Genomic DNA, 22,705 nt, shown 5'->3' on the forward strand with positions numbered 1-22,705 from the left:
GACTGCCCCGAACTCTCCATGGCTGGAATATATCTTCTCCGGAAGGCATTATGTCTTCCGTGGAAACTAATATCAGATGGATCCTGCTGACAGCGGTCGCGCCCATCGCCTGGGGCAGCACCTACCTGACGACCACGACGTTCCTCCCTGAGGGGCGGCCGGTCTTCTCCGCACTCGTGCGCGCCCTGCCGGTCGGGCTGCTCCTGCTGGTCTGGCGCCGCCAACTCCCCCAGGGTTCGTGGTGGTGGCGCGCTGGAGTGCTGGGCACGCTCAACATCGGCGTCTTCTTCCTGCTGATCTTCGAGGCGGCGTACCGCCTGCCCGGCGGGGTCGCCGCGACCGTCACGGCCCTCTCTCCCCTGGTGGTCATGTTGCTGGCCTGGCCGCTCGCCGGCGAGCGAGCAAACGCCCTCGGACTGTTCGGGGCCACACTCGGACTCATCGGCGTAGCGCTCCTCGTGCTCCAGCCAGGGGGCGCACTCGATCCCGTCGGCGTCGCTGCGGCGCTCGCGGCCGTACTCGTCTCCGCCGTGGGCTTCGTCCTCGTCAAACGCTGGACCCCACCGACAGATCTGCTCACCTTCACGTCCTGGCAGCTGGTCGCCGGCGGGCTGGTGCTCCTCCCCGTGGCCTTCCTGCGGGAGGGGGCACCCCCGGCCCTGGACTGGCCGGCAGTCGGTGCGTACGCCTATCTCGGTCTGGTCGGCACCGGGTTGGCGTACGTCTGCTGGTTCGCGGGCATCAGGCACCTCGGAGCCGGCCCGACTGCTCTGATCGGCCTGGTGAACCCGGTCGTCGGCATCGGGCTGGGCGTTGTCTTCGCCAGCGAGACCTTCGCACTAACCCAAGGGGCGGGCGTCGTGCTGGTGCTCATCGGTGTGCTGCTTGGACAGCCAGCCGTACGCGCCCGCCTGCGCGGCCTCGCGACCAGCCGACGACGAGCTGTGACAGCCTGTGCCGATGACGAACGCCGGGGACGAGAGTGCGTTCCGGCTTCGTGAGATCGCGGTCTATGCGTACGCACCGACGCTGATCAGCGCGATCGGGTACGGCGCCACCGCCCCGATCATCGCGCTGCTCGCCCGCGACCTCGGCGCGAGTGTGGGCGTCGCGGCCTTCGTGGTCGCCCTGGCCGGGATCGGCATGTTCTTGACCTCGCTGCCCGCAGGTGCCCTCGTGGCGCGGATCGGCGAACGTACGGCCCTGATGATCGCCGCCGCCGTCGACGTCGTCGCCAATGTCGTGGCTGCCACGGCGTCATCGGTCTGGGTCCTCGGCGCCGCGACCCTGGTGGGCGGCGCAGCCTGGACGGTGTTCCTGATCGCCCGCCAGGGCTTCATGATCGACGTGGTGCCGTTCGCGATGCGCGCTCGGGCGATGTCGGCGCTCGGGGGCACCTTCCGAATCGGGCTCTTTATCGGGCCGCTGATCGGCGCCGCGCTGATTCACTGGTGGAGCCTGTCCGCCGCCTGGTGGCTGGCGGCCGTGATGTCGGTGTTGGCCGGACTCGTCGCGAGCACCATGCCTGACCTTGGCCAGGAGGGACGTGCCGCCGGACGCGAGAGCGGCTTCCACTCGGTGCGGTCGGTCATCTGGGCACACCGTCGTACGCTCGCCACTCTCGGCGTCGCGATCATCATCATCTCGGCGTCGCGCTCGGTGCGTACGACTCTGCTCCCGCTGTGGGCTGACCACATCGGCATCACCGCAGCGGCGACATCGCTGGTGTTCGCTCTCGTCGCGTTGATCGACATCGTGATGTTCTATCCGGGCGGGCTGTTGATGGATCGGTACGGCCGGATGGTCGTCGCCGTGCCGGTCGTGCTGGGAGTCGCCGTGGCCGCGTTGGCGTTGCCGGGCGTACGGACGCTGGCCGGTCTGGCGATCGTGATGTCGGTGATCGCGGTCTCCAACGGTCTGAGTTCGGGCATCGCGCTGACCATCGGCGCTGACACCGCGCCGACCGAAGGTCGCGCTCAATACCTGGGCGGCTGGCGGCTGTGCGGTGACATCGGAGGCACCGGCGGACCGCTGCTGGTGAGTGCCTTGGCGGCGGCGTTCTCGCTGGCCTCGGCGGCGATCGCGGTCGGCGTACTCGCGTTTCTCGGAGCCGGCTGGGTGGCGTACTGGACGCACAGGTTAGACGCGCACCTACGCGTCAGCCGATCGTCACCGTGATCTCGTTGGAACTGGTCTCGTTGGACTTGTCGGTCATCCGGAACTTGTTCTCCCCGGTCTGGCCGGTCTGGATGTAGGTCGAGAACTTCCCGCCACTGACGTTGGCCGTCACTGGGAAGTCGACCCAGGAGCCGGACGCGAACCGCTGCACCTGGAGCACCGCGCCGTCACCGCCGGGGTACTCCCCGGACAGGGTGATCTGCTGGAGTACGCCGACCTCGGCTTGCGGGGACTGCAACGTGATGCCGGTGTCACTGGCCGACTCCGACGCGCTAGGCCCAGGACCCGCACTGATCAGCGGGCCGGCCGTGTAGTCGCCGGTCTTCTCCGGCTTGGGCAGATACATCGATGCCTCATCGCGCGAGTCGGCCCTCGCGTCAGAGCCGCCGCCGACGCCGGCGACCTTCGCGACCAGCCAGGCGCCAAGCCCCAACGCCAGTGCCAGCGCCAGGGCACCCACGAGCAGCGCGAGGAGTCCCTCGACGATGGGGTGTTCTCTGCGCTGGCTCACCGGGCCATTGTTGACGACGCGTGGTGATGGGGCCAAACGACGGTCAGGCTCGTGGTTCGAGGATCACGACGGGGATGTCGCGGTCGGTCCAGCTGGCGTACGAATCGAAGTCGGCGTACAACTCCACCAGCTTCGGCCAGATCCGCGCTTTCTCCTCGGCGCTTGCCCGGCGTGCGCGCATCGCAAGCACGTCACGCTTGATCTGCACAGTCGTCTCCGGTGTGGCCATCAGGTTGTAGAACCACGCGGGATTGGTCGGCCGCCCACCCTGGCTCGCCACCACCACGAGGTCGTCGCCGTCGCGCAGATAGACCAGTGGCGTCGTGAACGCCTTGCCCGACTTGCGCCCGACGTGATCGAGCAACAGCAAAGGCACCGGCTTGAACGTGGGCGGCACCCGCAGGTTCCCGAGCACCCGTCCACCGGTGGCCCGATAGATGCGTACGTTCGCGCCACCCATGTACTTCAACAGGTAGCGCACCCAGTCCGCGTCGAGCCCCTTCGGCTTGTTCTGCATCAGAACCCGCGCATCCACACGATGTCGTCGACCATCTTGCGGCTGCGCCAACCACCGGGCGTACGCACGAGGTCGTGGTGGTAGTAGCCACCGACCTCGATCACGTGCTCGGAGCCATCCTCGCGCTTGGCCACCATCGGGTTGGTGAAGTAGGCCGTCACGTGGGCCTGGTCGCCGTCGATGTCGTACTCGATCTGGCCGATCGTGTGCTGCCAGCGCTCGAACGCGCCCATCATCTGCCCGACCCACTCCAACGCGGCCTTGGCGTCGGTCGCCGGGCCGCCGGCCTGGGTGTAGTCGAGGATCGCGTCGTTGGTGAAGGTATCCGCCGGGGCGTACGTCTTGGTGTCGACCGCGCGGGTGTAGCGGGTGATCACGTCGGCGATCTCGGCGCGGTCGGAGAGTTCCTGGAGGTCCATGGGACGACTCTGGCACGGATTTAGAACACGTTCTACCCTGGGCGCCATGCGATTCACGTACGCCGAGGCGATGACCCACGCGTCCTACTACACGCCGTTGGCGCAGGCAGCCGAGGCGGCGGGCTACACGTCGATGACCGTCGCCGACTCGCTGATCTATCCGCAGGAGTCGGACACGACCTACCCCTACACCGACACCGGCGACCGGGAGTTCCTCGAGGACAAGGAGTTCATCGAGACGATGACACTCGTCTCGTGGCTGGCTGCCTCGACGTCGACCTTGCGGTTCACGCCGTTCGTGTTGAAGTTGCCCGTACGCCCACCCGTACTCGTCGCCAAACAGGCATCGTCGATCGCGCACCTGTCCGGCGGTCGGCTCGGGCTCGGCGTGGGGCTGTCTCCGTGGCCGGAGGACTTCGCCGCGTTGGGCGTGTCGTGGGAGCGGCGCGGCAAGCGGATGGACGAGTGCATGGACATCCTGCGCGGGCTGTGGAGCGGCGACTTCTTCGGCTATTCCGGTGAGTTCTATGAATTGGCGCCGGTCAAGCAGTGCCCGACTCCCCCGCGGATCCCGCTGCTCGTGGGCGGTCACTCGGATGCGGCTTTGCGTCGAGCGGTGCTCAAGGGCGACGGCTGGATGCACGCGGGCGGCGACGGCGAGGAGTTGGCTCGGCTGCTGGATCGGCTCGATGAGATCCGGCGCGCCGAAGGCGACAACCGCGACGACTTCGAGATCCACGTGATCTCGTACGACGCGTACACCCCCGACGGCGTCAAGCGCCTGGAGGACCGGGGCGTGACCGATGCGATCGTCGGCTTCCGGGTGCCGTACATCAAGGGTCCCGACACCGAGCCCCTGGAGAAGAAGATCGCGCACCTGGAGCGCTATGCCGAGGACGTCATCGCCAAGGTCGGTGGTTGAGGTGCGAGCGCAGCGGCCTCTCCCGGTGGTTGAGGTGCGAGCGCAGCGGCCTCTCCCGGTGGTTGAGGTGCGAGCGCAGCGGCCTCTCCCGGTGGTTGAGGTGCGAGCGAAGCGAGCCTCGAAACCACGGAGCACCACATGAGCCTCGACGCGTTCCGCAACGCCATCGCCGAAGCGGAGGAGCTGATCCGCAATCCTCCGTTCGAGATCACCGAGCAGGAACTGGCCGAGGGCCTCGACTACCTGGCCGGTTCGATCCGGTCTTCGATCCAAATGGCCTTCGACTACTCGCTCGACCACCCGGTGCTGATCAACCCGACCCATCAGTACGCGCGACAGGGACTCGACAATCCCGACGCGATCTATTTCAACGCCTACCTGACGGAAGGGGCGTCGTACCTCGTCACCGGCCGCCGCGGCACCACGGCGGACCTGTCCTTCCAGATCATGGACGGGACCTATTCGGATGCGGGCGCGCCCAACACGGTGGTCGCCTTCGACGACCGGGAGCTGGACGTCGCCTCCGACGGCGCCTTCGAGTGGCACTTCGGACCCGAGTTGGGGTTGCGCAAGGGAGCAACCCTGATCGTGCGCGAGGTCTTTGACGACTGGAACACCGAGGAGCGCGGCACCTTGCGAATCCAGCGCCTGGACACCGCGGGCGCGCCTCGCGCGGAGTTGGACACGGCGTCGGTCGAGAAGCGCTACGGCGTTGCCGCGAAGATGCTGGTGGGCCGGATCAAGACCTGGTTCGCGTTCCCGGAGTGGTTCACCTACAAGGAACCGGTCAACACGCTGACCGCCCCGGCGACCACACCCGGCGGCCTCGCTTCGCAGTTCTCCTCGATCGGCCACTACGCGCTGTCGAACGACGAGGCGCTCGTGGTCACGGTGCCCGCGAGCGACGCGCCCTACCAGGCGATCCAGATCGGCTCGAAGTGGTACGTCTCCACCGACTACGAGCACCACCAGACCTCTCTCACGCGCGCCCAGTCCCACGTCGACGACGACGGGCTGCTGCGTTATGTGATCAGTTCGAAGTCACCGGGGATCGCCAACTGGTTGGACACGACCGGACATGAGCGTGGCGTGATGATGCTGCGCTGGCAGCGGGTCGACGCCCCGCTCAGTCCTGCGCACGGACCAAAGTGCGAAATCGTGCCCTTCGACGACCTGCGTTCACGCGTACCGCAGTTGGCTGCTCAACACATTGGTCCGTACTCCCACACGCAGCGCATCGCCGACCGCCAGGTCGGCATCGCGCGCCGGATGATCTCGTGACCAGCTCGTTCGTGACCCGCTTCGACTTCCGGCTCCCGGGAGTCGGACGGGCAGAACGCGCGGAGTTCTATGCCCGGGCCTTGGACATCGCGTCCTACGTCGAGGAGTCCGGCGATATCGCGATCATCGTGTCGGAGCACCACGCGTCCGACGACGGATACCTGCCCTCACCACTGGTCCTCGCCTCCGCGATCGCGGCGCGTACGCGCACGGTCCCGATCCAGGTAGCTGCCCTGCTCGTCAATCTGCACGACCCGCTGCGGATGGCCGAGGACATGGCAGTGCTCGACCTGGTGTCGGGTGGGCGGGTCTCCTACACGGTCGGGTTGGGCTATCGCGAGGAGGAGTACGCGATGTTCGATCGGCCGTGGTCCTCGCGCGGTCGCGACCTCGACCGCAACCTGCGCGCGATCCTCGACGCGTGGACGGGCGAGCCGTTCTCGTACGAAGGGCGCACCGTGCGGGTGCAGCCGACGCCCGCGTCGACGCCGCTGGTCTTCGTGGGCGGTGGCTCGCCTGCAGCGGCGCGGCGTGCTGCCCGCTTCGGTCTCGGTTTCGCTCCGCAGGTGCGCGATCCGGAGTTGAAGGAGATCTACCAGCAGGCCTGCCGCGATCTTGGGCGCGAACCCGGGTGGTTCTATCAGCCACCGCGCGGTCCGGCTTCGGTCTTCGTCACCGATGATCCCGACGCGTGGTGGGATGCGTACGGCCACCTGTTGCTCGCCGACGCCCAGGCGTACGCCGCGTGGCAGACCGACTCGCATCACCACGTCATCGACCGCTCGTCGAGCGTCGGTGAACTGCGCGCCGCGGGGCGGCACGTCGTCGTGACGCCCGACGAAGCGATCGCGCGCTGCAACAGTGGCGAGTGGCCGGTGATCACGTCGCATCCGTTGTGCGGCGGGCTTCCCCCCGAGCCGGGCTGGGAGAGTCTGCGACTGCTGCGTGAGGTCGTACGACCGGCTCTCGCCTCGCTTGGATGATCCAGTGAAGGTCGATCTCAAGAAGACGCTCGACGGGTATCGCGCTCGCGTCGGTGAGTTTCGTTTCGTCGATCTACCGCCCGCGCGCTATCTGATGATCGACGGGAGCGGTGATCCCAACACGTCAGTTGCGTACGCCGATGCGCTCGCCGCGCTCTACCCCGTGGCGTACGCGTTGAAGTTCGCGAGCAAGCGAGAACTCGACCGTGACTACGTGGTGCCGCCACTCGAAGCCCTGTGGTGGGCCGACGACATGGCCTCGTTCACGACCGCGCGTGACAAGTCGGCGTGGCACTGGACCACGATGATCCTGGTGCCGGAATGGGTGCCAGACGAGTTCTTCGGATCGGCCGTTTCCGTGGCATCGACGAAGCAGCCCGGCCCCGCGTTGCCACTGCTCAGGCTTGGCGCCCTGGCCGAAGGGGCCTGCGTGCAGACGCTGCACGTGGGGTCGTACGACGACGAGGGCCCAGTCTTGGAGGAGATGCACTCGTCGGTGATCCCCTCCCATGGTCTGGAAAGGACCGGCAAACACCACGAGATCTATCTCAGCGACGCGCGGCGAGTCCCTCCTGCGCGGCTGCGTACGATCCTGCGTCAGCCGGTCCAGCCGGCTGGGTAGTTCGTGACCAGTCCGATCGGGCGATGAGCACGCACAGGGTCTCAAGACTCGCTCGGCGCAGGGCACTGTTCTGGCCGCGATGAGTCGATGGTCGGCGAGGAGGCGGGGTCTACTTCCCAGCACTTCTTCCACCCTGCGGTGGAACCCGTCTCTCCCTCTTACCTGCCGGGATGGCCGGGGCTCACACTACGGACTTCGGGTGTCCGAATCTGCCGCTGATCGCGATCAGAGCTGCAGATGGAGCCGAAGCGCTTGGTCAAGGGCGACCATGAGTCTTGACGAGACGCGTCCCACTGCGGAGCCGAGCCGGTCGACCGACACCGAACGCACCTGCTCGGCTTGCGCTTTGGAGTCCACGCGCAGACCAGTCTCGCCCGAGGGCAACAGCACCTGGAACGGAAACACCCGTTCCACGTTGCTGGTGATCGGGACCACCGTCACGACCCCGCGGCCGAGTCGTCCGGCAGTCGTGTTGGCTCGATCGTTGCTGACCAGGACCGCCGGGCGACGCTTGTTGGCCTCACTCCCGCGGGCGGGGTCCAGGTCGACGAGCACGATCTCACCGCGCTGCATCGGTGATCCCGTCTGAAGAAGTCGTCACCCAGTCACTCTCGTCGCCTGCGCTAACCCACTCCTCCCAGGCAGAGGCATAGTCGGCTTCTAACTCTGGATCGCGCAGGCGCCGGATTGCCTGCTGCACAGCGGCCGAACGTGATTCAAGACCAGCAACCTCGACGTAGCGGTCGAGTGCCGCGAGGTCGTCTTCACTCAGGCTCACGCTCAGCTTCATGTGTCCATGCTACTCGGGTAGCACCCTTCATGCTACCCCGACGCGGAGTGCGCGCCTCGCAGCAAGGGCGGGACACCAGCCCATGCGATCGCCCCTTCGTGCACAGCCAAGACCATATGGGGCGAGGCGGCAACGTCCGCTCATGGCGCCGATCGCTAGACCGATTGAACGTCGACCAGCCCCTCCAGGCCGGTGAAGTCATCCGGGTTGCGTGTGTAGAGCGTTGCGTCGTGCGCATGCGCAGTCGCCGCGATCAGGAGGTTCATGACCCGCCGCCGCGGCTGCCGACCGGACGCGACAACCGCCGCCGCGAGTCGGCCGTAGCTGGCGGCGACTTCATCGTCGAGGGGCAGGGCGTCGAACCTGCGCTGCAAGACGCTCAATCGTCTGAGTCGTTCTGCTCGCGTGTCGTGTGATCGAACAGCCAGAACTCCGAAGTGCAGCTCCGCGAGCGTGACGGCACTGATGGCCAGAACCCCGGGGAGAGGGGCGATATCCTCCGCGATCACGACGCTTGTGTCGAGCAAGCCACGATGGGCACTTTCCGTCGCCCCGGTCACTGCGGCGCCCACGGATCACGGACGGTCTGATCGAGCAGTTCGCGGTCGCTGCTCCAGTCAGGGTCGCCAGGCCCGCCGAACAGGTCCGCTACGTCGACCCAGGTGTGCCACCGGCGCGGCCGAGCAGGTACGAGTCGCGCGGTTGGTCTGCCGGACACGGTGATGACGATCTCCTCGCCCTCCTCGACCCGACGCACGAGACCGGATGCGTCCTGCCTCAACTCGCGGAGTCCAACCGTTTGCATCACCTCACGCTAGCACCTGTGCTACATGTCCGCTCATGCCACTCTGGAAACTCGTTTGCGGGCAGTTACCGCCGATGCGAGGGTGCCCGCATGGCGAACGACGAGGTGCTCAACCGAGCTGCCGAAGTGAACGAGCAGTACCGCCCAATCGAGATCAACGCCGAGACCGTCACCCGCCCAGCGGGGCCGCACACCCCGACGGTGCACGCGTTCCTGCGCCATCTTCGCGCGAAGGGTCTGCACTGCGTTCCCGAGCCTCTCTCGTTGAACGAAGCGACCGAGACGCTCCGATTCATCCAGGGTGAGAGTGGCGGTGACGGGTGGAAGCACCAGCACGACGTGCGCGGGTTGCGGTCAGCAGCGCGACTCTTGCGGCGCATCCACGATGCCTCCGCTGACTGGGTCCCGCCCGACGATGCTGTCTTCGCAGCACCGGCCGTCGCGGGCGGCGATGTCCACGTCCACGCAGACCCCGGGCCTTGGAATTTCGTCTGGCGCGACGGTGAGGCCGTCGCACTGATCGACTGGGATTTCCTCCACCGGGCGCCCAGGCTCAGCGACATCTCGTACGCCCTCCACTGGTTCGCGCCCCTCCGGGATGACGGGGCCGCCCTCGAGTGGCACCACTTCCCGGAGGTCCCCGACCGCAGGTCGCGCATCGAGGAGTTCTTGGACGCGTACGGGATCCCAGCCGACTTCGATGTCGTCGATGCCGTTGTCGACCGCATCCGATACACAGGCGAGCACGTCCGGTTCCTGGCAGCCCAAGGACAAGAGCCGCAGAAGACCTGGGTCGAAGAAGGCAGCGTCGAGAAAGAGGATCTCGCCGAGATCGCCTGGATCGAGGAGAACAGGTCTGTCTTCTCGCCCTGACCCGACCTTGATCAAGGCACGCACTCGCACTCGCGCCGTCGAGTGGAGCATCGGGGCCGCAGGCGTTTCGCTACGCGAACGGGTTGACCACTGCCAGCTCGGGGACGTCAGCGAAGTCGCGTACGTTCCTGGTCGCGAGCTGCCTCCCACCGGAGAGGCAGATGCCGGCGATCTGAGCATCAGCCAGCCCCATCCGCCGACCGGATGCTTCGGCGTGAACCAGCACCCGCGCGGTGGCACTGGCAGCGGGCTTGTCATACACGGCAACCATGTCCGCAAAGGCGTCCATCAGACTGTTCCAGCGGTGTTCCAGGGTTCGCCGCCGATGTCCAGCGGAGAGACGGGCCAGTCCTCGTTCGATCTCTTCAACGGTGACCATGCAGATGCTCAACTCCGAAGATCCCAGGGACTGGGCCCAGCCAAGTGCCCTGGCGTCGGGTTCATCCCGCATGAACTCCGAGACCACGTTGGTGTCGGCGATGATCACCGTAGGTTCACCGGTCGAGGCTGATCATCGCGAGGTGGCGTCGGCAGATCGTCCACGCCGACCCCGGCCATCGCGGCGTGCAGGGTCAGCAAGAAGTTGTCCTCGGGCATGTCTACGGCCGCGTCCAAGATGGCACGGACCTCCGCCTCGACCGACCGACCATGCTTGGCCGCCCGGCCGCGCAGCCGAGCCTGCGTGCGCTCATTGAGTTGCCTGATCGTCAAAGTGCTCATGCCAACCTCCTGACAGCAATGCTAGAAATGGGACCGACGCGCACATCTGCGCGTTCCAGCAACGAGGCCAGCGAACTCTTGGTCGGTGTAAGAATCAGTCACCCCATGACATCTCCTAGGTGTGAGACCGATTCCACGGCAGCAGGACCAGCGGCTGACTGAGCTGTTCGAGGCGTACGCGCCCCGGCTGCTCGTCTATGCCAGTCGCCACGCGCCGAGAACCGAGGCCGAGGACCTGGTCGCGGAGGCGTTCGCCACGGCGATCCGGCGACTGGATGACATCCCGGCAGGCGGCGAGATGCCGTGGCTGGTGGGCTGCGTACGAAAACTCGCCGCCAACCAGCGACGACGCCAATCAACCCGCGACGACCACTGGCGCGCCGCGGTCCGAGATGCCTGGCACGTCGATCCGGCCGACTCGCCCGAGCAGGCGTACGCCACCCGTGACGCAGCCTTGGCGGCACTCGCAGCGCTGAGTGAGACCGATCGCGAAGCACTCCTGCTCGTCGCCTGGGAGGGACTGACCCCCGACCAGGCAGCACGACTCCTCGGGCTCACACCCAATGCGTTCGGCGTACGCCTGCATCGCGCCCGCCGACGCCTGGAAACAACCTGGGAGGGCACCCACGCCCAGCCCGTGGAGGGACTGTCATGAACGACCTGCTCAACGCACTCACCAACGCCCGTCCCGACGAGTCGGACCTCGACCGCGTCTGGGGACAGCAAGACCGGGCCGCCACGTTGCAGCGTGCCCAGCGGCGTGCATCCACCCAGGGCCGTCGGCGACGAATCGTGCGTACGACGGCTGCCGCGACCGTGACCGCGCTGGTCGGCGTACCGGCCCTCGGCGCCTGGCAGCAGGCCGCTGCCGCCGGAGATCTGCGCGATCTGAGTCGGGCCGCAGCCCAAGACACCGCGCCGGTCCTGGGCGAAGGCGACTTCCTCCATGTGGTGTCCAGGTCCAGCCAGGACAACAGCAGCCTCTTCGGCGACGGACGAACCTGGGTCGATCATCGCGAGTGCTGGGTGCGCTGGGATGGCCAGGAGTGGTGCGTGGAGACCCGGGAAGGCAAGAACTATCGGGACTTGATGCGCTTTCATCCTGAAGGGGCAGGCACCTCGGTCAACGACCCGTCTCCGGAGTTCGTCTCGTCCTGGCCGACGGATGCGACCGAACTCCGCGCCTTCCTCGACGAGCGCGTCAGTGGCTCCAACTCCCACCAGGAGGCGCTCTATGTCGCGATCACCGACGCCGCGCGTACGGGCTATCTCCCACCGCAGGTGTTGGCGGCCGGGCTCGAGATGCTCGCCGAGGTACGCGGCGTGCACACCGAGGACGTGACCGTGGCCGGACGAGCGGCCGTTGCCTTCAGCTTCCGGCGGTTCTTCGTGTCGCTCCTCGACGAAAAGACCACGATCCTGGACAAGGCCACCGGTCAGGTCATCGCCGAGAAGTCCAGCGATCCGTCGTCCACCTGGGAGACGCGGGTGGAGCAGAGCGAGATCGTCCGGCAGGTGCCCGAGGAAGTCCTGGCCGACTTCGAGACCCACGGCGAGGATCGGGTCTTCGACGGACCGTCTTGAGGTTGTCTGACACCCCGGGTCGATCGAGCAAAGTCGAGACCACCCGACGCGGGAAGATTGCCACCTGTGATGAGGTTGACTGATTCGCAGCACTCCCGATTCGTGAAGGACGAGCGCATGAGCAACCCCGTGGGACGCCGCCTGGGCAAGAGCGGCGCGGCAGCCGCGGTCGGTACGACCCTCGCGACCACGGCCCTGGCTGCCCTCGCCAATGCACCCGAGCGCTTCGCGCGGCTCTTCCACAAGCGCTACCCGCTGATCGCGGTCACCGGCATGACCGGAGTCGGCAAGACCGCCCTGGCCAACCGGCTCTCACGCACCTCCGGGGCAGAGACGGCCGAGGTCGGCTCGGCGACCATGGAGCATCGCACCCGGCGCAACACTCGGATGCGCGGTTTTCGGATCCGCGTGGTCCCCGGCGAGAACGCCGCAACCCGACTGGGCGCCCTCGACGACGTGTTCCACGACGAGCCCGTCGACGGGGTTCTGCATGTGGTGTCGTACGGGCACGCGACCCCCCGGCGTACGGGTGGCACCACCGGCAGCGCCACCGCGACCCGCGAACAGCAACTCGCCACCGAGCTTGAGGACTGGTCGATCACGGCACACCGGATCGCCTCCTTGGCAATCCGGCGCAAGGAGCCGACCTGGCTGATCATCGCGGTGACCAAGACCGACCTCTTCCCCGGGCAGGTCGACGAGGCGGTGCGCTACTACTCCCCCGGCAGCGGGTCCCCCTTCGGTGACAAGCTCGACGAACTGCGCGCCCTCGCTGGCGCCGCGAAGCTGTCGATCGACGTCCTGCCGGTGTGCAGTCAGAGCACCGACCGCAAGACCAGCCGACAGTGCACGGCCCTGATGAGCGCGTTGGAATCTCGCATGGAACAACTCAGCGGCCACGGCGTCTGATGGATCGTTTGCGAGCCGCCTGGTTCGTCTGGGCGATGGTGTCCCTGACGTACGTCGCCATGTGGTGCTGGGCAGCCCTGCGTCTCCCCGACCCGGTGCCTTCGCACTTCGACGGCTCCGGTCAGATTGACGACTGGATGAGCAAGCCCGGCATGCTGGCGATGTGGGCGGCCGTGGGTGCGGGGGTGTTTGTCGGGCTGCCCGCGTTGTGCCACTGGGCCACCGCAGGGAAGGGCACGTTCGTCAACGTGCCGCACAAGGACTACTGGTTCGCGCCGGAACGCAAGGCCGATTTTCGCCGTGCCTTCCTCGCCGACATGCTGGTCATGTCGGCGCTCACAGGCATGGTGCTGATGGCCTTGCTGGCGCTGACCACCCTGGTCGCGACACTGGGTCGCGACGGCGCCCCGGGTTGGATCTTCTGGCTGATCATCGGGGCGTACCTGATCGCCATGGGCGCCTGGACGATCGGGCTGCTGCGTCGGTATCGGCCGCCCGCGTGAGTGGTTGCGACTTTGCCCGGCCAACAAACATAGTCACGTGAAGCACCGCGTCGAGTACGAGATCCGCTGGCCCAAGGCGGACGAGTGGGCTCAAGCCTGGGGTGACTTCGTCCACGAGGCCTTGGACGAGATGCCGACCTCACCCACCCCTGGCACGGTGGTTCACGAGGACTCCATGACGCGGTGCACCCTGCAGAGCGGCCAGCACGCCCAACCGGGTTCGACCTACCACGTCGAAACCTCGGATCCACCGATGGGCGGCGCGATCACGGTCGGCGAGGCGCGGCAGGTCGTACTCGACCTCGAAGACGCGACGGGCGAGGCGAAGCTTCGCGCCACCTTGAACTCGCTGGATTCGCCCCACGTGGCACGGGCGAGGTTCGAAGCACCGAACGTCGACGTGGACGGCACCTTCGACCACCTGGACGCGAAATTCTTGGACTTCCGCGCCCGCCTGCCCTGGCTGGAGGTCGAGGCGACCGCGCGCATCGACGACCGCCCCGGGGACGCGGATGGACTGCTGATCGTGATCGACGCGAACGGCCGCGGGCTGTGGCGGCCCGTGGTCGGCACCATCTTGACGATCACGCATCCACTGGTCCGCAAGGGCGCCCACGAAGTAGCCAAGGGGATCGCCGAGTGGTGTGCGCAACTGCCGGCGTACGGCTTCAACGGGATGCCCACGGCCGCGCCCAACGATGGGATCGCCGCGGTCGAGATGGGGCTGGATCGCCTGCGTGAAGACTTCCACCGGGTCGAGGAACAACTGCGCCTCAAACCGATCTGGTCTCGCGGCGCGAATGCGTGGCGGCATGCGTACGCCGAACTCCCCAGCATCTCGCTGCCCGGGGACGAAGTGCTGCCCACCGACGATCTCGGCCGTCGCCAGACCTGGGCCGGTGTGCAGTCCTACCTGGTCGATCGGATCCTGCTGCGTACCCGCTTCGGAAGGCGCCGCTGCATCGATGTCGAGGTGGAAGACGTACGCAAGCGGATGCTGGCCACGATCGAGTCCGACCAGGAGACCTGGGAGCGGATGCGCGAGCCAGACACGCGGCCCTTCACATCGTCGGCCCCGACCTTCGAGTCGCTCGACACCTCCTGGCTCGCGACCCCGTGGACGACCCTGCGCAAGATCACCATGGCCGACAGCGACGAGGAGGCCCTGGCCAACCTGCGCGGTCTCGCCGAGGACGTGTGACCGTCTCGACCACCGACTCCTCGACCAAAACTGGAACACGTTCTAGTCTTGGCGCCGTGACGGAACTCTTGCAGGACAAGGTGATCGTGCTCTCGGGCGTCGGGCCCGGCTTGGGGCGCTCGCTCGGCGAACAGGCGGCCCGGATGGGCGCCGACCTGGTGCTGGTCTCGCGTACCGAGAAGCGGCTGGAGAAGATGGCGGAGGTCGTACGCGATCTCGGTCGCCGCGCGCTCGTGGTGCCGACCGATATCACCGACGAGGACGCTCGCGCCCGACTGGTGGAAGCATCTTTGGCCGAGTTCGGCCGGGTCGACTGCTTGATCAACAACGCCTTCGGCATCCCGCCGATGGACCCGCTCACCACGCTCGATCTCGACGGCCTGCGCAACGCCCAGGAGACCAATGTCTTCGCGCCGTTGCGGCTCTCGGCCCTGTTCGCAGACGCGCTCGCCGCGACCAGCGGCGCGATCATCAACATCAACTCGTGCGTGCTCTACTCCTCCCAGCCGGAGTTCGCGGGCTACAAGTTGTCCAAAGGCGCACTGGCACACCTGTCGTCCTCGCTGGCCACCGAACTCGGCCCGCGCGGCATCCGGGTCAACTCGATCGCACCGTCCTACATCTACGAGGACGTCAACAAGGCCTACTTCGACTGGATCGCGTCGGAGTCGGGGCGTACGCATGACGAGGTCTATGCCGAGAAGGCCGGCCCGACCGACCTCAAGCGGCTCGCGACCCCGGACGAGGTCGCGCGCGCGGCGCTGTTCTTCGCCTCCGACCTGGCCAGCGCGGTGACGGGCCAGATCCTCAACGTCGACTGCGGCGAATTCCACGCGGGCGCCTGAGATGAGTCAGCGCGAACGAGCCGACGTCGGGTCGTACGAAGACATCGCGGCGGCAGCGACCCGGACAACCGGGCTGAGCGACTTCGGCGGAACGGCTCACGAGGAGGGGCTGCGGCTGCTCGTCGACGATCTGGCGACCCCCGAGGCGGGCTTGACCCCCGTCGGCAACTATTTCCAGCGCTCGCAGATCAAGAGCGCGCTGGTGGGTCGGCTGCTGTCGCAGTTGCAGATGGGCCAGCATCCTGAGCATGCCGACGTACGCATCGAACGCCCGATCTTCGTCGTCGGCCTGCCACGCACCGGCACCACGGCACTGCACCGCCTGCTGGCGGCCGACCCGACACACCAGGGTCTGGAGTTGTGGCTGACCGAGTACCCCCAGCCGCGCCCCCCGCGCTCGTCGTGGGAGTCGGACCCGATCTTCTCGGCGATGCAGGCCGCGTTCAGTGAGCACCACATCGACAACCCGGAGTTCATGGGGATCCATTTCATGGACGCCACCTCGGTCGAGGAGTGTTGGCGGCTGTTGCGCCAGACCGGCAAGTCGATTTCGTACGAGTCACTGGCCCACGTGCCGCGCTATTCCGCCTGGCTGGCCCAGCAGGACTGGACGGACGCGTACGAGCGCCACCGCGCCAACCTGCAGGTGATCGGCCTCCACGACCAGGACAAGCGATGGGTGCTGAAGAACCCCTCGCACCTGGCCGCCCTCGATGCACTGATGACGGTCTATCCGGACGCGCTGGTCGTGGTCACCCACCGTGATCCCGTGACCTCGATCGCGTCGGCGTGCTCGTTGTCGGCCGAGGCGACGCCCGGACATTCGACCACCTTCGTCGGGGCGACCATCGGGTGTACGCAGTTGGAGATGCTGTCGCGCTCGTGGCGGTCATTTTCGGCTGCTCGGCCACGTTACGACGCGGCGCAGTTCTTCGATGTGGAGTATTCGGACTTCGTCGCCGACCCGGTCGGAACGACTCGTGGCATCTACGAGGCGTTCGGCCTGGAGTGGACGCCGGACGCGTCGGAGGCGGTTACTGCGATCGATCGAGAGTCGCGAACTGGCGTGGGTCGGCCGTCACATCGCTATGACCTGGCGGACTACAGATTGACCGAAACGCAGGTTCGGGACGCCTTCTGACCGCTCCTGTCCACAGGGTCGGGCTGCCTGGGTGTGAGATGTCGGCGGTCTTGGTGACCCTCGGTGTCATGGATACCAAGACACGAGAACTTGCCCTTCCTCCCGGTTGGGAGCCCACCGGATCACGCGCGACCGGTGTGGTGCTGGCCGCCCGCACCGGCCACGCCGGACTGAGCGGGCTGACCGCCCAAGCGCGGCTCACCCGACGTGCCGGGGTGGGGTCATTGGAGCAGTGGCAGACCTTGGCCTTGGCCCGCGCCAGTCGGCATACGGCGTTCGACCTTGAGGACGAGGATGCCTACGAGGTCGCCGGCCATGATGCGGCCTACGCCCGCTACGGCTATCGCCAAGGCGATGACGACCTGCTCGGCGAGCACTGGGCGTGGGTCATCGACGGGGTCGGCTACCTGCTGACCGCGACGATGGCGCGCGAGGACTACGCGGACTTCTGCGACGACGTGGAGGAGATTGCCGAGTCGTTCCGGCCGGCGGCGTGATCAACCGGCTTGTGCACCGCGCCGCTCGCGCTCCGCCATCGCCGCCGTCAGGAGATCTCGGCTACAGAGCGCAGCACGCACAACTCGTTGCCTTCGGGATCGGCCATGACGACCCATCCCGTGCCCGGCCCACGAACACCTCGGTGGTCGGCGACCTGACGGGCGCCACGTGCCAGCAGCGACTCGACCTCGTCGTCACGCGACCGCACCCGGGGACGTACGTCGAAGTGGATCCTCTTGGCCGGCAACACCGCATCCGGCACCTCGATGAACAACACGGTGTGCCCGGTCTCGGCGTCGCGGATCGCGCACTCCACGTCGCCCGGTTCGTTCAGGTCGTCGGGCTCCATCTCATAGCCCAAAACCTCGCGCCACCACTCGCTCAGGGCGAAAGCGTCGTGGCAGTCGACGGTGGTGTGGGAGATGAAGACGCTCACGATCGAGAGCCTATTTCGGGAGGACGGTCGGCGGCAACGCCCCAAACGACTGGCTCGATCGCGACGATTCGGTGCCGTGGCACCGGGTTGTCGGCTGTGGCGCGGCACGTCAGCGCTGCCGGAGGGCCGAGCACGGTCTCCACCACGACCCGCCACCGGTCGACCCGGTCGAGCCCACCTGGTCGGTCGAGCCGAGTCGAGACCCGTACGCCGAACTCGGCCGTCGTACGCGTGCCGTCTCGACTGACCCCAGTCACCACCACGTCACCCACCCGCAGCAGCCCCAACTCTCGACGCAGCGCGATCTCGGCCGCCTGTGCGGCCATCGGCAGGACACAGCGTCCGCGCAACAGATCCAGGTGCAACTCCCCTGCCCGATCGGCAGAGACCACGGCGCCGACCGACTCGGGGGTGAGCGACCCGTAGTAGGCGCCGGTCGGCAAGGCGAGCAGGTTGGCGGCGAAGCGGTCACCGCCGATATGCGAGCACTCCCAGGTCTCATCGGGCGCGAGACCGGCCGACGCTGCCGCCAACGGACGGCCGCGCTCGGCGCAGCAGGCGTCGTGACGGCCGTGGGTGCAGACGAGATAGAGCAGGCCGTCGTACGCGTCCAGTCCGGGCGAGTGACCGCGCCCCAGCGCAGCCAGGTCGAGGGCGAGCACGTCCGCGTACGACTCGACGGTCGTGGCTTCGAGGAACGCTCGGTCGTGACGGGTGACGGCGGCGAAGACGCGGATGCCGGGCTCGGGCTCCGGTCGGTCATGACCCGGCCGATTCGGCCGCCTGATCAGCAGCGGCCGGATCCTGTGGTCGGCCGCGACTCGCTTGATCTCGACACCGACGCCGACGGGCATCCGGGCGTCGCGCAGGGCGTCAATCCCCCACGGCCCCTGGTGCTCGATCAGCAACCAGCCACGCACCTGAGTGGCAGTCCCTGCGAGCGCGTCACCACGTGATTCGCGGGCGACCGAGCAGCGGAACGTCACCCTACGACCTCGAGCAGTCCCTCACGGACCAGTCGTCGACACAGCACCACGGCCGACTCGTCATCGATCGGGAGGTCGACCGGACGCACCTCGCCAGGTCCCCGCAACGCTTCCAGGGCGGGTCCTAGCCAGCCGGGCACCTCGAGGGAGCGGTCACCGAGCAACACCGTGAGCCGGTCCGAGTCTTTGGCGGGCAGCAGCACGCAGGGATGGCCGTGGCGGCGTTGCACGACGCTGGTCGGACCGAGATCGCGTACGGCCAAGACGTCGAGCAGACCACCCGGCTGACGAGTCGGCCGCGACGTGAGGAAGCGTCGGATCTCGCGTACGGACTCGTCAGCCGCGTCCAGCAAGCGAATGCCGTCGGCGATCTCCTCCAGGCGCGCGGCAAGTCCCTCGCTGAGCAGAGCCGGATCATCGAGGTAGCCCGCCGGCAGATGCGAGTCGGGCATCCGCGCAAGCGCGCATTCCAACGCACGTCGGACCGTGCCGTGCCAGGTGAGTTGGTTGATGCCGATGGTCACGTGCAGGGACGCGCCGTCCTGGGCGCGAGCCGCATGCGGGGTGCCGGTGGGCAGGTACATCGAGAGCCCGCGCTCCATCAGGATCTCCTCGGCTCCCTCGTCGCCGTGCACCTCCCACAACTTGGTGCCGTGGGTCTGGAAGACGAACACGTCGTGGCTGTCGCTGTGCACCGCGAAGCCCTGCGAGCCCGGCGGCGTGAGGTAGGCGTTGGCCTGACAGGGGTGTCCGAGCGTGAGTTCGAGGTCGGCGACCAGGCGAGTGAGCGGTGGCCAAGACCGGTGCAATCCCTGCAGGACGACGGTCGCACCCTCACCGAAGAGCGCGAACACCTTGCGCGCATCCACCAGGCCCGACAGCGGCTCACCCGCGATCGTCGCGCCGCTGCGCGTGAAGCGGTGCGCAGGCAACACCGAGCCGTTCTGCGCCAGGCGTACTGCAGGCGTGCGGATCGCGGTCTCACTGAGCAGATGGTCGACGTCGGCGAGCGAGAGCAGGTCGACGAAGTCGTGGGGTTCGCCGCGATGCAGGTGGATGCGGGAGGCCCAGACCTTCGAAAGGAAGGTCTGGGCGTCGCCGCTGAGCAGGTCTAGAGCGTTCAGTGTCTCGCCTCAGGCGTCCGTACCGTCGGCGTCGCCACCGTCTGTACCGTCACCGTCAGTGCCGTCACCGTCAGTGCCGTCGGTGCCGTCCCCGTCACTAGCATCGCCGTCGGTCCCGTCCGTGCCATCGCCGTCGGTGCTGTCCGCATCGCCGCCACCCTGGCCGGTCAGTGGGTCGGTGGGCGTGGTCATCTGGTCATCAGTCAAGGGTTCGTTGGTCAGGGGCTCGTTGGGTGTGGAGGTCATCACTGGTCCTCTCCTCGAGGCGGCGGGTCCGCCCGAATGCTTCCAGTCAAGCGCTGCAGTCAAGCCCGGGCCCACACCCCGCCGGGTGTCGTCAGTTGTCGTACGAGGTCGACAAACGCGCCCGCGCCACCGCGGCGTCCGTGGCCAGTTCGTGCCGGGCGTCGGGATGCTCGACGTAATAGGTGAGCACGCGGAGAGCGGCGTACGGATCCATCGCCAACGAGCGCACCTCGAGGTTCGGGCCACCCGTGCGACCCAAACGGCCCAGGCGACCGGGTGCTGTCCACTCCGGCGCTTGGATCTGGAGATAGTTGGCGATCGAGTCGGTGGGCATCTTCAAGCCGATGGCCATCCGCAGCCAATGAGCGCGGATCCCGGTGACCTGATCCCAGGGCACGCTCCACACGTCGCGCGACAGGCTCGTCAGTCTGATCCCCTCGGGGTCGGCCACGATGCCGCCCGCACCTGCACGCAACTGACGAACGCTCATCACCGCCGTGGTGAGGAAGATCGCGCCGACGCCGCCGAGCAGCAGGAACCCGATGATGAAGGAGTACATCTGGTCGGCCACGGCGGCGTAGAGCGCGACCAAGGCAAGGGCGACGAAGAAGACACCCACGATCAAGAAGACGGCGATGCCTGCGGGTGCGAAGGGGCGTACGGGCAGCAGCAGTCCGCCGTCGTGATGGCTGGCCTGCTGCTCGCGAGCCGGCGAGCGATCGAGGAACGGCAGCGCGCCGATCGAGACCCACAACGGCGCGCACACCAGGCCACCCACGAGTCGAAGCCCAGTGAGCCGAACATCGCCGCCAGCATAATGCCGGCGACGATCACGCCGACGATCTTGAGCAGGGACCGGCGTCGAGGTTGGAGATGCCAGCCTTCACCAGACGCGTTGCCAGTGAGTGGAGTCGTGTGCACGACTTCAGCGTCCCCGGACGGTGCCCGCGTCGACCACGTCGAAGACGGGCACCGGCTTGGTCTTCAGATCACCGCACGAGAGCCGGCGAGGCTGCGACTTCGTGGTGCGTACGGTGACCGTCGTCGGCTCGCCGTCGACGTGCAGGCGTACGGTCGTGAACTCGCCGTCGGTCTCGACGGGAGGCTGCCAGTGCACTTCGGTGGCGCCCTCGTGGCGTACGTGCAACTCGGCCACCTGAGCCTCGGCAGGCAACCCGGCCCGACCGCGGACCGAGACGGTCGGGAACTCGTCGCGGTGGATCGCGTCCGCCGCCGCCAGTGCGGCCTCTGCATCGGTGTGCGCGAGGGTCAAGCCGCTCGGCAGGCCCATCCACGTCGGCGCGAAGCGGTGACCGCCCAGGTGCGTGGTCTCCCACGTCTCCTCGGGCCATTGTGCGGCCAACGCGGCGGTGACGGGGCGCCCGAGTTCGGCGCAGCAACGGTCTCGACGACCGTTGGTGCAGACCAACCAGAGCGGCCGGTTCCACGGCGCGAACGTCACCTCCCCGGTCAGCCAGGCGCCGAGGTCGAGATCGAGGAGTTCGTCGTGCTCTTGGACCTGGGTGACCTCAATCCGGCCGACCGTCAGATCGGCTAGGTAGAGCGTGATCGGCACCGGGGTCCGGCCTTTGTGCCTCCGGATCAGTTGCACCCGGAAGTCGTACACGTCGGTCTGCTCGGCCAGCCAACGCTTCACGGCGTCGCCGAGGCGGCTCTCCTCGACCGCGGCATGGCCCCACGATCCGGCGTACTCCACCAACAGCCAGCGGGTCTCGGTAGGTGCGGTCCCGGGTGCGGGCTCGGTGGTGTTCGAGCAGCGAAATTCCGGGGGTTGAGCGGACCCTGGTCCGCTCGACACCCGGCCAGACGGGGGCTGAGCGGACAAATCGGGGGTCCAGTCCACCGATTCAGTCCAGCGCGGGGTCGGCCGGGTGGCGTCGTGGGAACTGCCAAGTCAGCCACAGCGAGAGCGCGGTGTAGTAGATCAGGTACGCCACCGACGCCCAGACCACCCAGCGACTCGGGTCGGGCAGGCCGGCGGTAATCACGGCGTACGCCACGAACCACAGCGCGGTCAGCACGAACGTCAGCTGCCACATCGGCTCGGTACGAGACGGGTAGACGTACTTGATCGGCACGAAGACCATCACGACACAGAAGAGTACGAACGCCGCCGTCGCGGTCGTGCCGAGGCCGGTCGCGATCACATAGAAGGCCAGGATGTTCCAGTAGGACGGGAAACCCAGGAAGAAGTGGTCATCGGTCTTGGCGTCAGTGCGGCAGAACTGATAGCACGAGGCGAGCAGCGGTGCCGCCGCGCAGAAGCCGCCGAACCAACCGCCGGGCAGGTAGCCGTTGGCCCACAGCAGCGCCATCGGCGCCAGCGTGTAGGTCATGTAGTCGACGATGTTGTCCAGCAGCGCCCCGTCGAACCCGGGCATCACCGTCTTGACCCCGACGCGGCGCGACAACATGCCGTCCGTGCCGTCGATGAACATCGCGACGAAGAAGAGCCACAGGACGGTCTTGACTTCCCCTTGGTAGGAGTAGTGGACCATCAGCAGGGCGAGGACCGAGCCGATCGCGGTGTAGACATGCACGGCCGCCGCAGCGAGGCGACGGCCAGTGGAGTACTCCGCCGCTGACATGG

At 67.3% G+C, this 22,705-nt stretch carries 32 protein-coding genes; 16 read left to right on the forward strand and 16 right to left on the reverse strand.

Annotated features, from left to right (window positions below; all coding sequences use genetic code 11):
* Positions 1 to 50 precede the first annotated feature (50 nt).
* Positions 51 to 1,001 (forward strand): EamA family transporter, encoded by a 951-nt coding sequence (locus tag V9G04_12195; GenBank protein MEI2714017.1) that lies wholly within the window; start codon positions 51 to 53, stop codon positions 999 to 1,001.
* The gene (locus V9G04_12200) at positions 961 to 2,178 is read left to right on the forward strand and encodes an MFS transporter (protein MEI2714018.1); all 1,218 of its coding nucleotides are present in this window, start codon (positions 961 to 963) and stop codon (positions 2,176 to 2,178) included. Before V9G04_12195 ends, V9G04_12200 begins: the two co-directional genes overlap by 41 nt.
* Here V9G04_12200 and V9G04_12205 read toward each other — a convergent pair.
* From V9G04_12205 to V9G04_12215, 3 genes are read right to left on the reverse strand one after another with little or no spacing between them, the layout of a single operon-like run.
* Positions 2,159 to 2,689: a hypothetical protein gene (locus V9G04_12205; protein ID MEI2714019.1), complete on the reverse strand. Its 531-nt coding sequence runs from the start codon at positions 2,687 to 2,689 to the stop codon at positions 2,159 to 2,161. The two genes, V9G04_12200 and V9G04_12205, sit on opposite strands and share 20 nt — an antisense overlap.
* 43 nt (positions 2,690 to 2,732) lie before the next feature.
* Positions 2,733 to 3,206: a nitroreductase family deazaflavin-dependent oxidoreductase gene (locus V9G04_12210; GenBank protein ID MEI2714020.1), complete on the reverse strand. Its 474-nt coding sequence runs from the start codon at positions 3,204 to 3,206 to the stop codon at positions 2,733 to 2,735.
* Positions 3,206 to 3,625 carry a nuclear transport factor 2 family protein gene (locus V9G04_12215; protein ID MEI2714021.1) on the reverse strand — a complete coding sequence of 140 codons (420 nt, stop codon included), beginning with the start codon at positions 3,623 to 3,625 and terminating at the stop codon, positions 3,206 to 3,208. Before V9G04_12215 ends, V9G04_12210 begins: the two co-directional genes overlap by 1 nt.
* 46 nt (positions 3,626 to 3,671) lie before the next feature.
* Between V9G04_12215 and V9G04_12220 the strand changes: the two genes are divergently transcribed.
* From V9G04_12220 to V9G04_12235, 4 genes are all read left to right on the forward strand, one after another.
* Positions 3,672 to 4,547, forward strand: coding sequence for a TIGR03619 family F420-dependent LLM class oxidoreductase (locus tag V9G04_12220; protein ID MEI2714022.1), 876 nt, complete (start codon positions 3,672 to 3,674; stop codon positions 4,545 to 4,547).
* A 138-nt stretch (positions 4,548 to 4,685) separates the two neighbouring features.
* Positions 4,686 to 5,828 carry a hypothetical protein gene (locus tag V9G04_12225; protein MEI2714023.1) on the forward strand — a complete coding sequence of 381 codons (1,143 nt, stop codon included), beginning with the start codon at positions 4,686 to 4,688 and terminating at the stop codon, positions 5,826 to 5,828.
* Positions 5,825 to 6,811, forward strand: a complete 987-nt coding sequence (locus V9G04_12230) for an LLM class flavin-dependent oxidoreductase (protein ID MEI2714024.1) — start codon at positions 5,825 to 5,827, stop codon at positions 6,809 to 6,811. Before V9G04_12225 ends, V9G04_12230 begins: the two co-directional genes overlap by 4 nt.
* Before the next feature lie 4 nt (positions 6,812 to 6,815).
* The gene (locus tag V9G04_12235) at positions 6,816 to 7,433 is read left to right on the forward strand and encodes a GyrI-like domain-containing protein (GenBank protein ID MEI2714025.1); all 618 of its coding nucleotides are present in this window, start codon (positions 6,816 to 6,818) and stop codon (positions 7,431 to 7,433) included.
* 225 nt (positions 7,434 to 7,658) lie between these two features.
* On the opposite strand, the gene V9G04_12240 is transcribed toward V9G04_12235, so the two are convergent.
* The 4 genes from V9G04_12240 to V9G04_12255 all read right to left on the reverse strand — a co-directional run bounded on the left by V9G04_12240 (position 7,659) and on the right by V9G04_12255 (position 9,028).
* On the reverse strand, positions 7,659 to 8,006 hold the full coding sequence (locus V9G04_12240; protein ID MEI2714026.1) for a type II toxin-antitoxin system PemK/MazF family toxin: 348 nt from the start codon (positions 8,004 to 8,006) through the stop codon (positions 7,659 to 7,661).
* The gene (locus V9G04_12245) at positions 7,993 to 8,223 is read right to left on the reverse strand and encodes a ribbon-helix-helix domain-containing protein (protein MEI2714027.1); all 231 of its coding nucleotides are present in this window, start codon (positions 8,221 to 8,223) and stop codon (positions 7,993 to 7,995) included. The genes V9G04_12240 and V9G04_12245 overlap by 14 nt, the downstream gene beginning before the upstream one ends.
* A gap of 155 nt (positions 8,224 to 8,378) precedes the next feature.
* Positions 8,379 to 8,795 (reverse strand): type II toxin-antitoxin system VapC family toxin, encoded by a 417-nt coding sequence (locus V9G04_12250; GenBank protein MEI2714028.1) that lies wholly within the window; start codon positions 8,793 to 8,795, stop codon positions 8,379 to 8,381.
* Entirely contained in the window at positions 8,780 to 9,028 is a 249-nt protein-coding gene (locus V9G04_12255; protein ID MEI2714029.1) for a type II toxin-antitoxin system prevent-host-death family antitoxin, read from the reverse strand. Before V9G04_12255 ends, V9G04_12250 begins: the two co-directional genes overlap by 16 nt.
* A gap of 90 nt (positions 9,029 to 9,118) precedes the next feature.
* On the opposite strand from V9G04_12255, the gene V9G04_12260 reads away from it, so the two are divergent.
* Positions 9,119 to 9,901 (forward strand): aminoglycoside phosphotransferase family protein, encoded by a 783-nt coding sequence (locus V9G04_12260; GenBank protein ID MEI2714030.1) that lies wholly within the window; start codon positions 9,119 to 9,121, stop codon positions 9,899 to 9,901.
* A 70-nt stretch (positions 9,902 to 9,971) separates the two neighbouring features.
* On the opposite strand, the gene V9G04_12265 is transcribed toward V9G04_12260, so the two are convergent.
* Together V9G04_12265 and V9G04_12270 are read right to left on the reverse strand one after the other, a co-directional pair.
* Complete coding sequence (locus tag V9G04_12265; protein ID MEI2714031.1) at positions 9,972 to 10,388, reverse strand: type II toxin-antitoxin system VapC family toxin; 417 nt, start codon at positions 10,386 to 10,388, stop codon at positions 9,972 to 9,974.
* Entirely contained in the window at positions 10,385 to 10,621 is a 237-nt protein-coding gene (locus V9G04_12270; GenBank protein MEI2714032.1) for a toxin-antitoxin system antitoxin subunit, read from the reverse strand. Before V9G04_12270 ends, V9G04_12265 begins: the two co-directional genes overlap by 4 nt.
* A gap of 121 nt (positions 10,622 to 10,742) precedes the next feature.
* Here V9G04_12270 and V9G04_12275 point away from each other — a divergent pair, with 121 nt between their 5' ends.
* The 8 genes from V9G04_12275 to V9G04_12310 all read left to right on the forward strand — a co-directional run bounded on the left by V9G04_12275 (position 10,743) and on the right by V9G04_12310 (position 17,301).
* Entirely contained in the window at positions 10,743 to 11,276 is a 534-nt protein-coding gene (locus V9G04_12275; GenBank protein MEI2714033.1) for a sigma-70 family RNA polymerase sigma factor, read from the forward strand.
* On the forward strand, positions 11,273 to 12,205 hold the full coding sequence (locus tag V9G04_12280; GenBank protein MEI2714034.1) for a hypothetical protein: 933 nt from the start codon (positions 11,273 to 11,275) through the stop codon (positions 12,203 to 12,205). Before V9G04_12275 ends, V9G04_12280 begins: the two co-directional genes overlap by 4 nt.
* 117 nt (positions 12,206 to 12,322) lie before the next feature.
* Entirely contained in the window at positions 12,323 to 13,114 is a 792-nt protein-coding gene (locus V9G04_12285; GenBank protein MEI2714035.1) for a GTPase domain-containing protein, read from the forward strand.
* Positions 13,114 to 13,617, forward strand: a complete 504-nt coding sequence (locus V9G04_12290; protein MEI2714036.1) for a DUF1648 domain-containing protein — start codon at positions 13,114 to 13,116, stop codon at positions 13,615 to 13,617. Before V9G04_12285 ends, V9G04_12290 begins: the two co-directional genes overlap by 1 nt.
* A gap of 37 nt (positions 13,618 to 13,654) precedes the next feature.
* Positions 13,655 to 14,818, forward strand: a complete 1,164-nt coding sequence (locus V9G04_12295) for a hypothetical protein (GenBank protein ID MEI2714037.1) — start codon at positions 13,655 to 13,657, stop codon at positions 14,816 to 14,818.
* Between the two features lie 56 nt (positions 14,819 to 14,874).
* On the forward strand, positions 14,875 to 15,663 hold the full coding sequence (locus tag V9G04_12300; protein MEI2714038.1) for an SDR family oxidoreductase: 789 nt from the start codon (positions 14,875 to 14,877) through the stop codon (positions 15,661 to 15,663).
* Between the two features lies 1 nt (position 15,664).
* Entirely contained in the window at positions 15,665 to 16,804 is a 1,140-nt protein-coding gene (locus tag V9G04_12305) for a sulfotransferase (protein MEI2714039.1), read from the forward strand.
* 68 nt (positions 16,805 to 16,872) lie between these two features.
* A complete protein-coding gene (locus tag V9G04_12310) occupies positions 16,873 to 17,301 on the forward strand; it encodes a hypothetical protein (protein MEI2714040.1) in 429 nt (142 codons plus the stop codon).
* Between the two features lie 47 nt (positions 17,302 to 17,348).
* On the opposite strand, the gene V9G04_12315 is transcribed toward V9G04_12310, so the two are convergent.
* From V9G04_12315 to V9G04_12325, 3 genes are read right to left on the reverse strand one after another with little or no spacing between them, the layout of a single operon-like run.
* Entirely contained in the window at positions 17,349 to 17,738 is a 390-nt protein-coding gene (locus V9G04_12315) for a VOC family protein (GenBank protein ID MEI2714041.1), read from the reverse strand.
* Entirely contained in the window at positions 17,735 to 18,724 is a 990-nt protein-coding gene (locus tag V9G04_12320) for a sucrase ferredoxin (protein MEI2714042.1), read from the reverse strand. The genes V9G04_12315 and V9G04_12320 overlap by 4 nt, the downstream gene beginning before the upstream one ends.
* A complete protein-coding gene (locus V9G04_12325) occupies positions 18,721 to 19,659 on the reverse strand; it encodes a cupin domain-containing protein (GenBank protein ID MEI2714043.1) in 939 nt (312 codons plus the stop codon). The genes V9G04_12320 and V9G04_12325 overlap by 4 nt, the downstream gene beginning before the upstream one ends.
* Before the next feature lie 57 nt (positions 19,660 to 19,716).
* Here V9G04_12325 and V9G04_12330 point away from each other — a divergent pair, with 57 nt between their 5' ends.
* Positions 19,717 to 19,839, forward strand: coding sequence for a hypothetical protein (locus tag V9G04_12330; GenBank protein MEI2714044.1), 123 nt, complete (start codon positions 19,717 to 19,719; stop codon positions 19,837 to 19,839).
* A gap of 18 nt (positions 19,840 to 19,857) precedes the next feature.
* On the opposite strand, the gene V9G04_12335 is transcribed toward V9G04_12330, so the two are convergent.
* The 4 genes from V9G04_12335 to V9G04_12350 all read right to left on the reverse strand — a co-directional run bounded on the left by V9G04_12335 (position 19,858) and on the right by V9G04_12350 (position 22,703).
* Positions 19,858 to 20,094 (reverse strand): hypothetical protein, encoded by a 237-nt coding sequence (locus V9G04_12335; protein MEI2714045.1) that lies wholly within the window; start codon positions 20,092 to 20,094, stop codon positions 19,858 to 19,860.
* Between the two features lie 91 nt (positions 20,095 to 20,185).
* On the reverse strand, positions 20,186 to 20,872 hold the full coding sequence (locus tag V9G04_12340) for a hypothetical protein (protein MEI2714046.1): 687 nt from the start codon (positions 20,870 to 20,872) through the stop codon (positions 20,186 to 20,188).
* A 147-nt stretch (positions 20,873 to 21,019) separates the two neighbouring features.
* Positions 21,020 to 21,913, reverse strand: a complete 894-nt coding sequence (locus V9G04_12345; protein MEI2714047.1) for a sucrase ferredoxin — start codon at positions 21,911 to 21,913, stop codon at positions 21,020 to 21,022.
* Between the two features lie 49 nt (positions 21,914 to 21,962).
* Complete coding sequence (locus tag V9G04_12350; protein MEI2714048.1) at positions 21,963 to 22,703, reverse strand: CDP-alcohol phosphatidyltransferase family protein; 741 nt, start codon at positions 22,701 to 22,703, stop codon at positions 21,963 to 21,965.
* Positions 22,704 to 22,705 lie beyond the last annotated feature (2 nt).

Source organism: Nocardioides sp. (assembly GCA_037045645.1).
In the GTDB taxonomy this organism is placed as follows: Bacteria; Actinomycetota; Actinomycetes; order Propionibacteriales; family Nocardioidaceae; genus Nocardioides.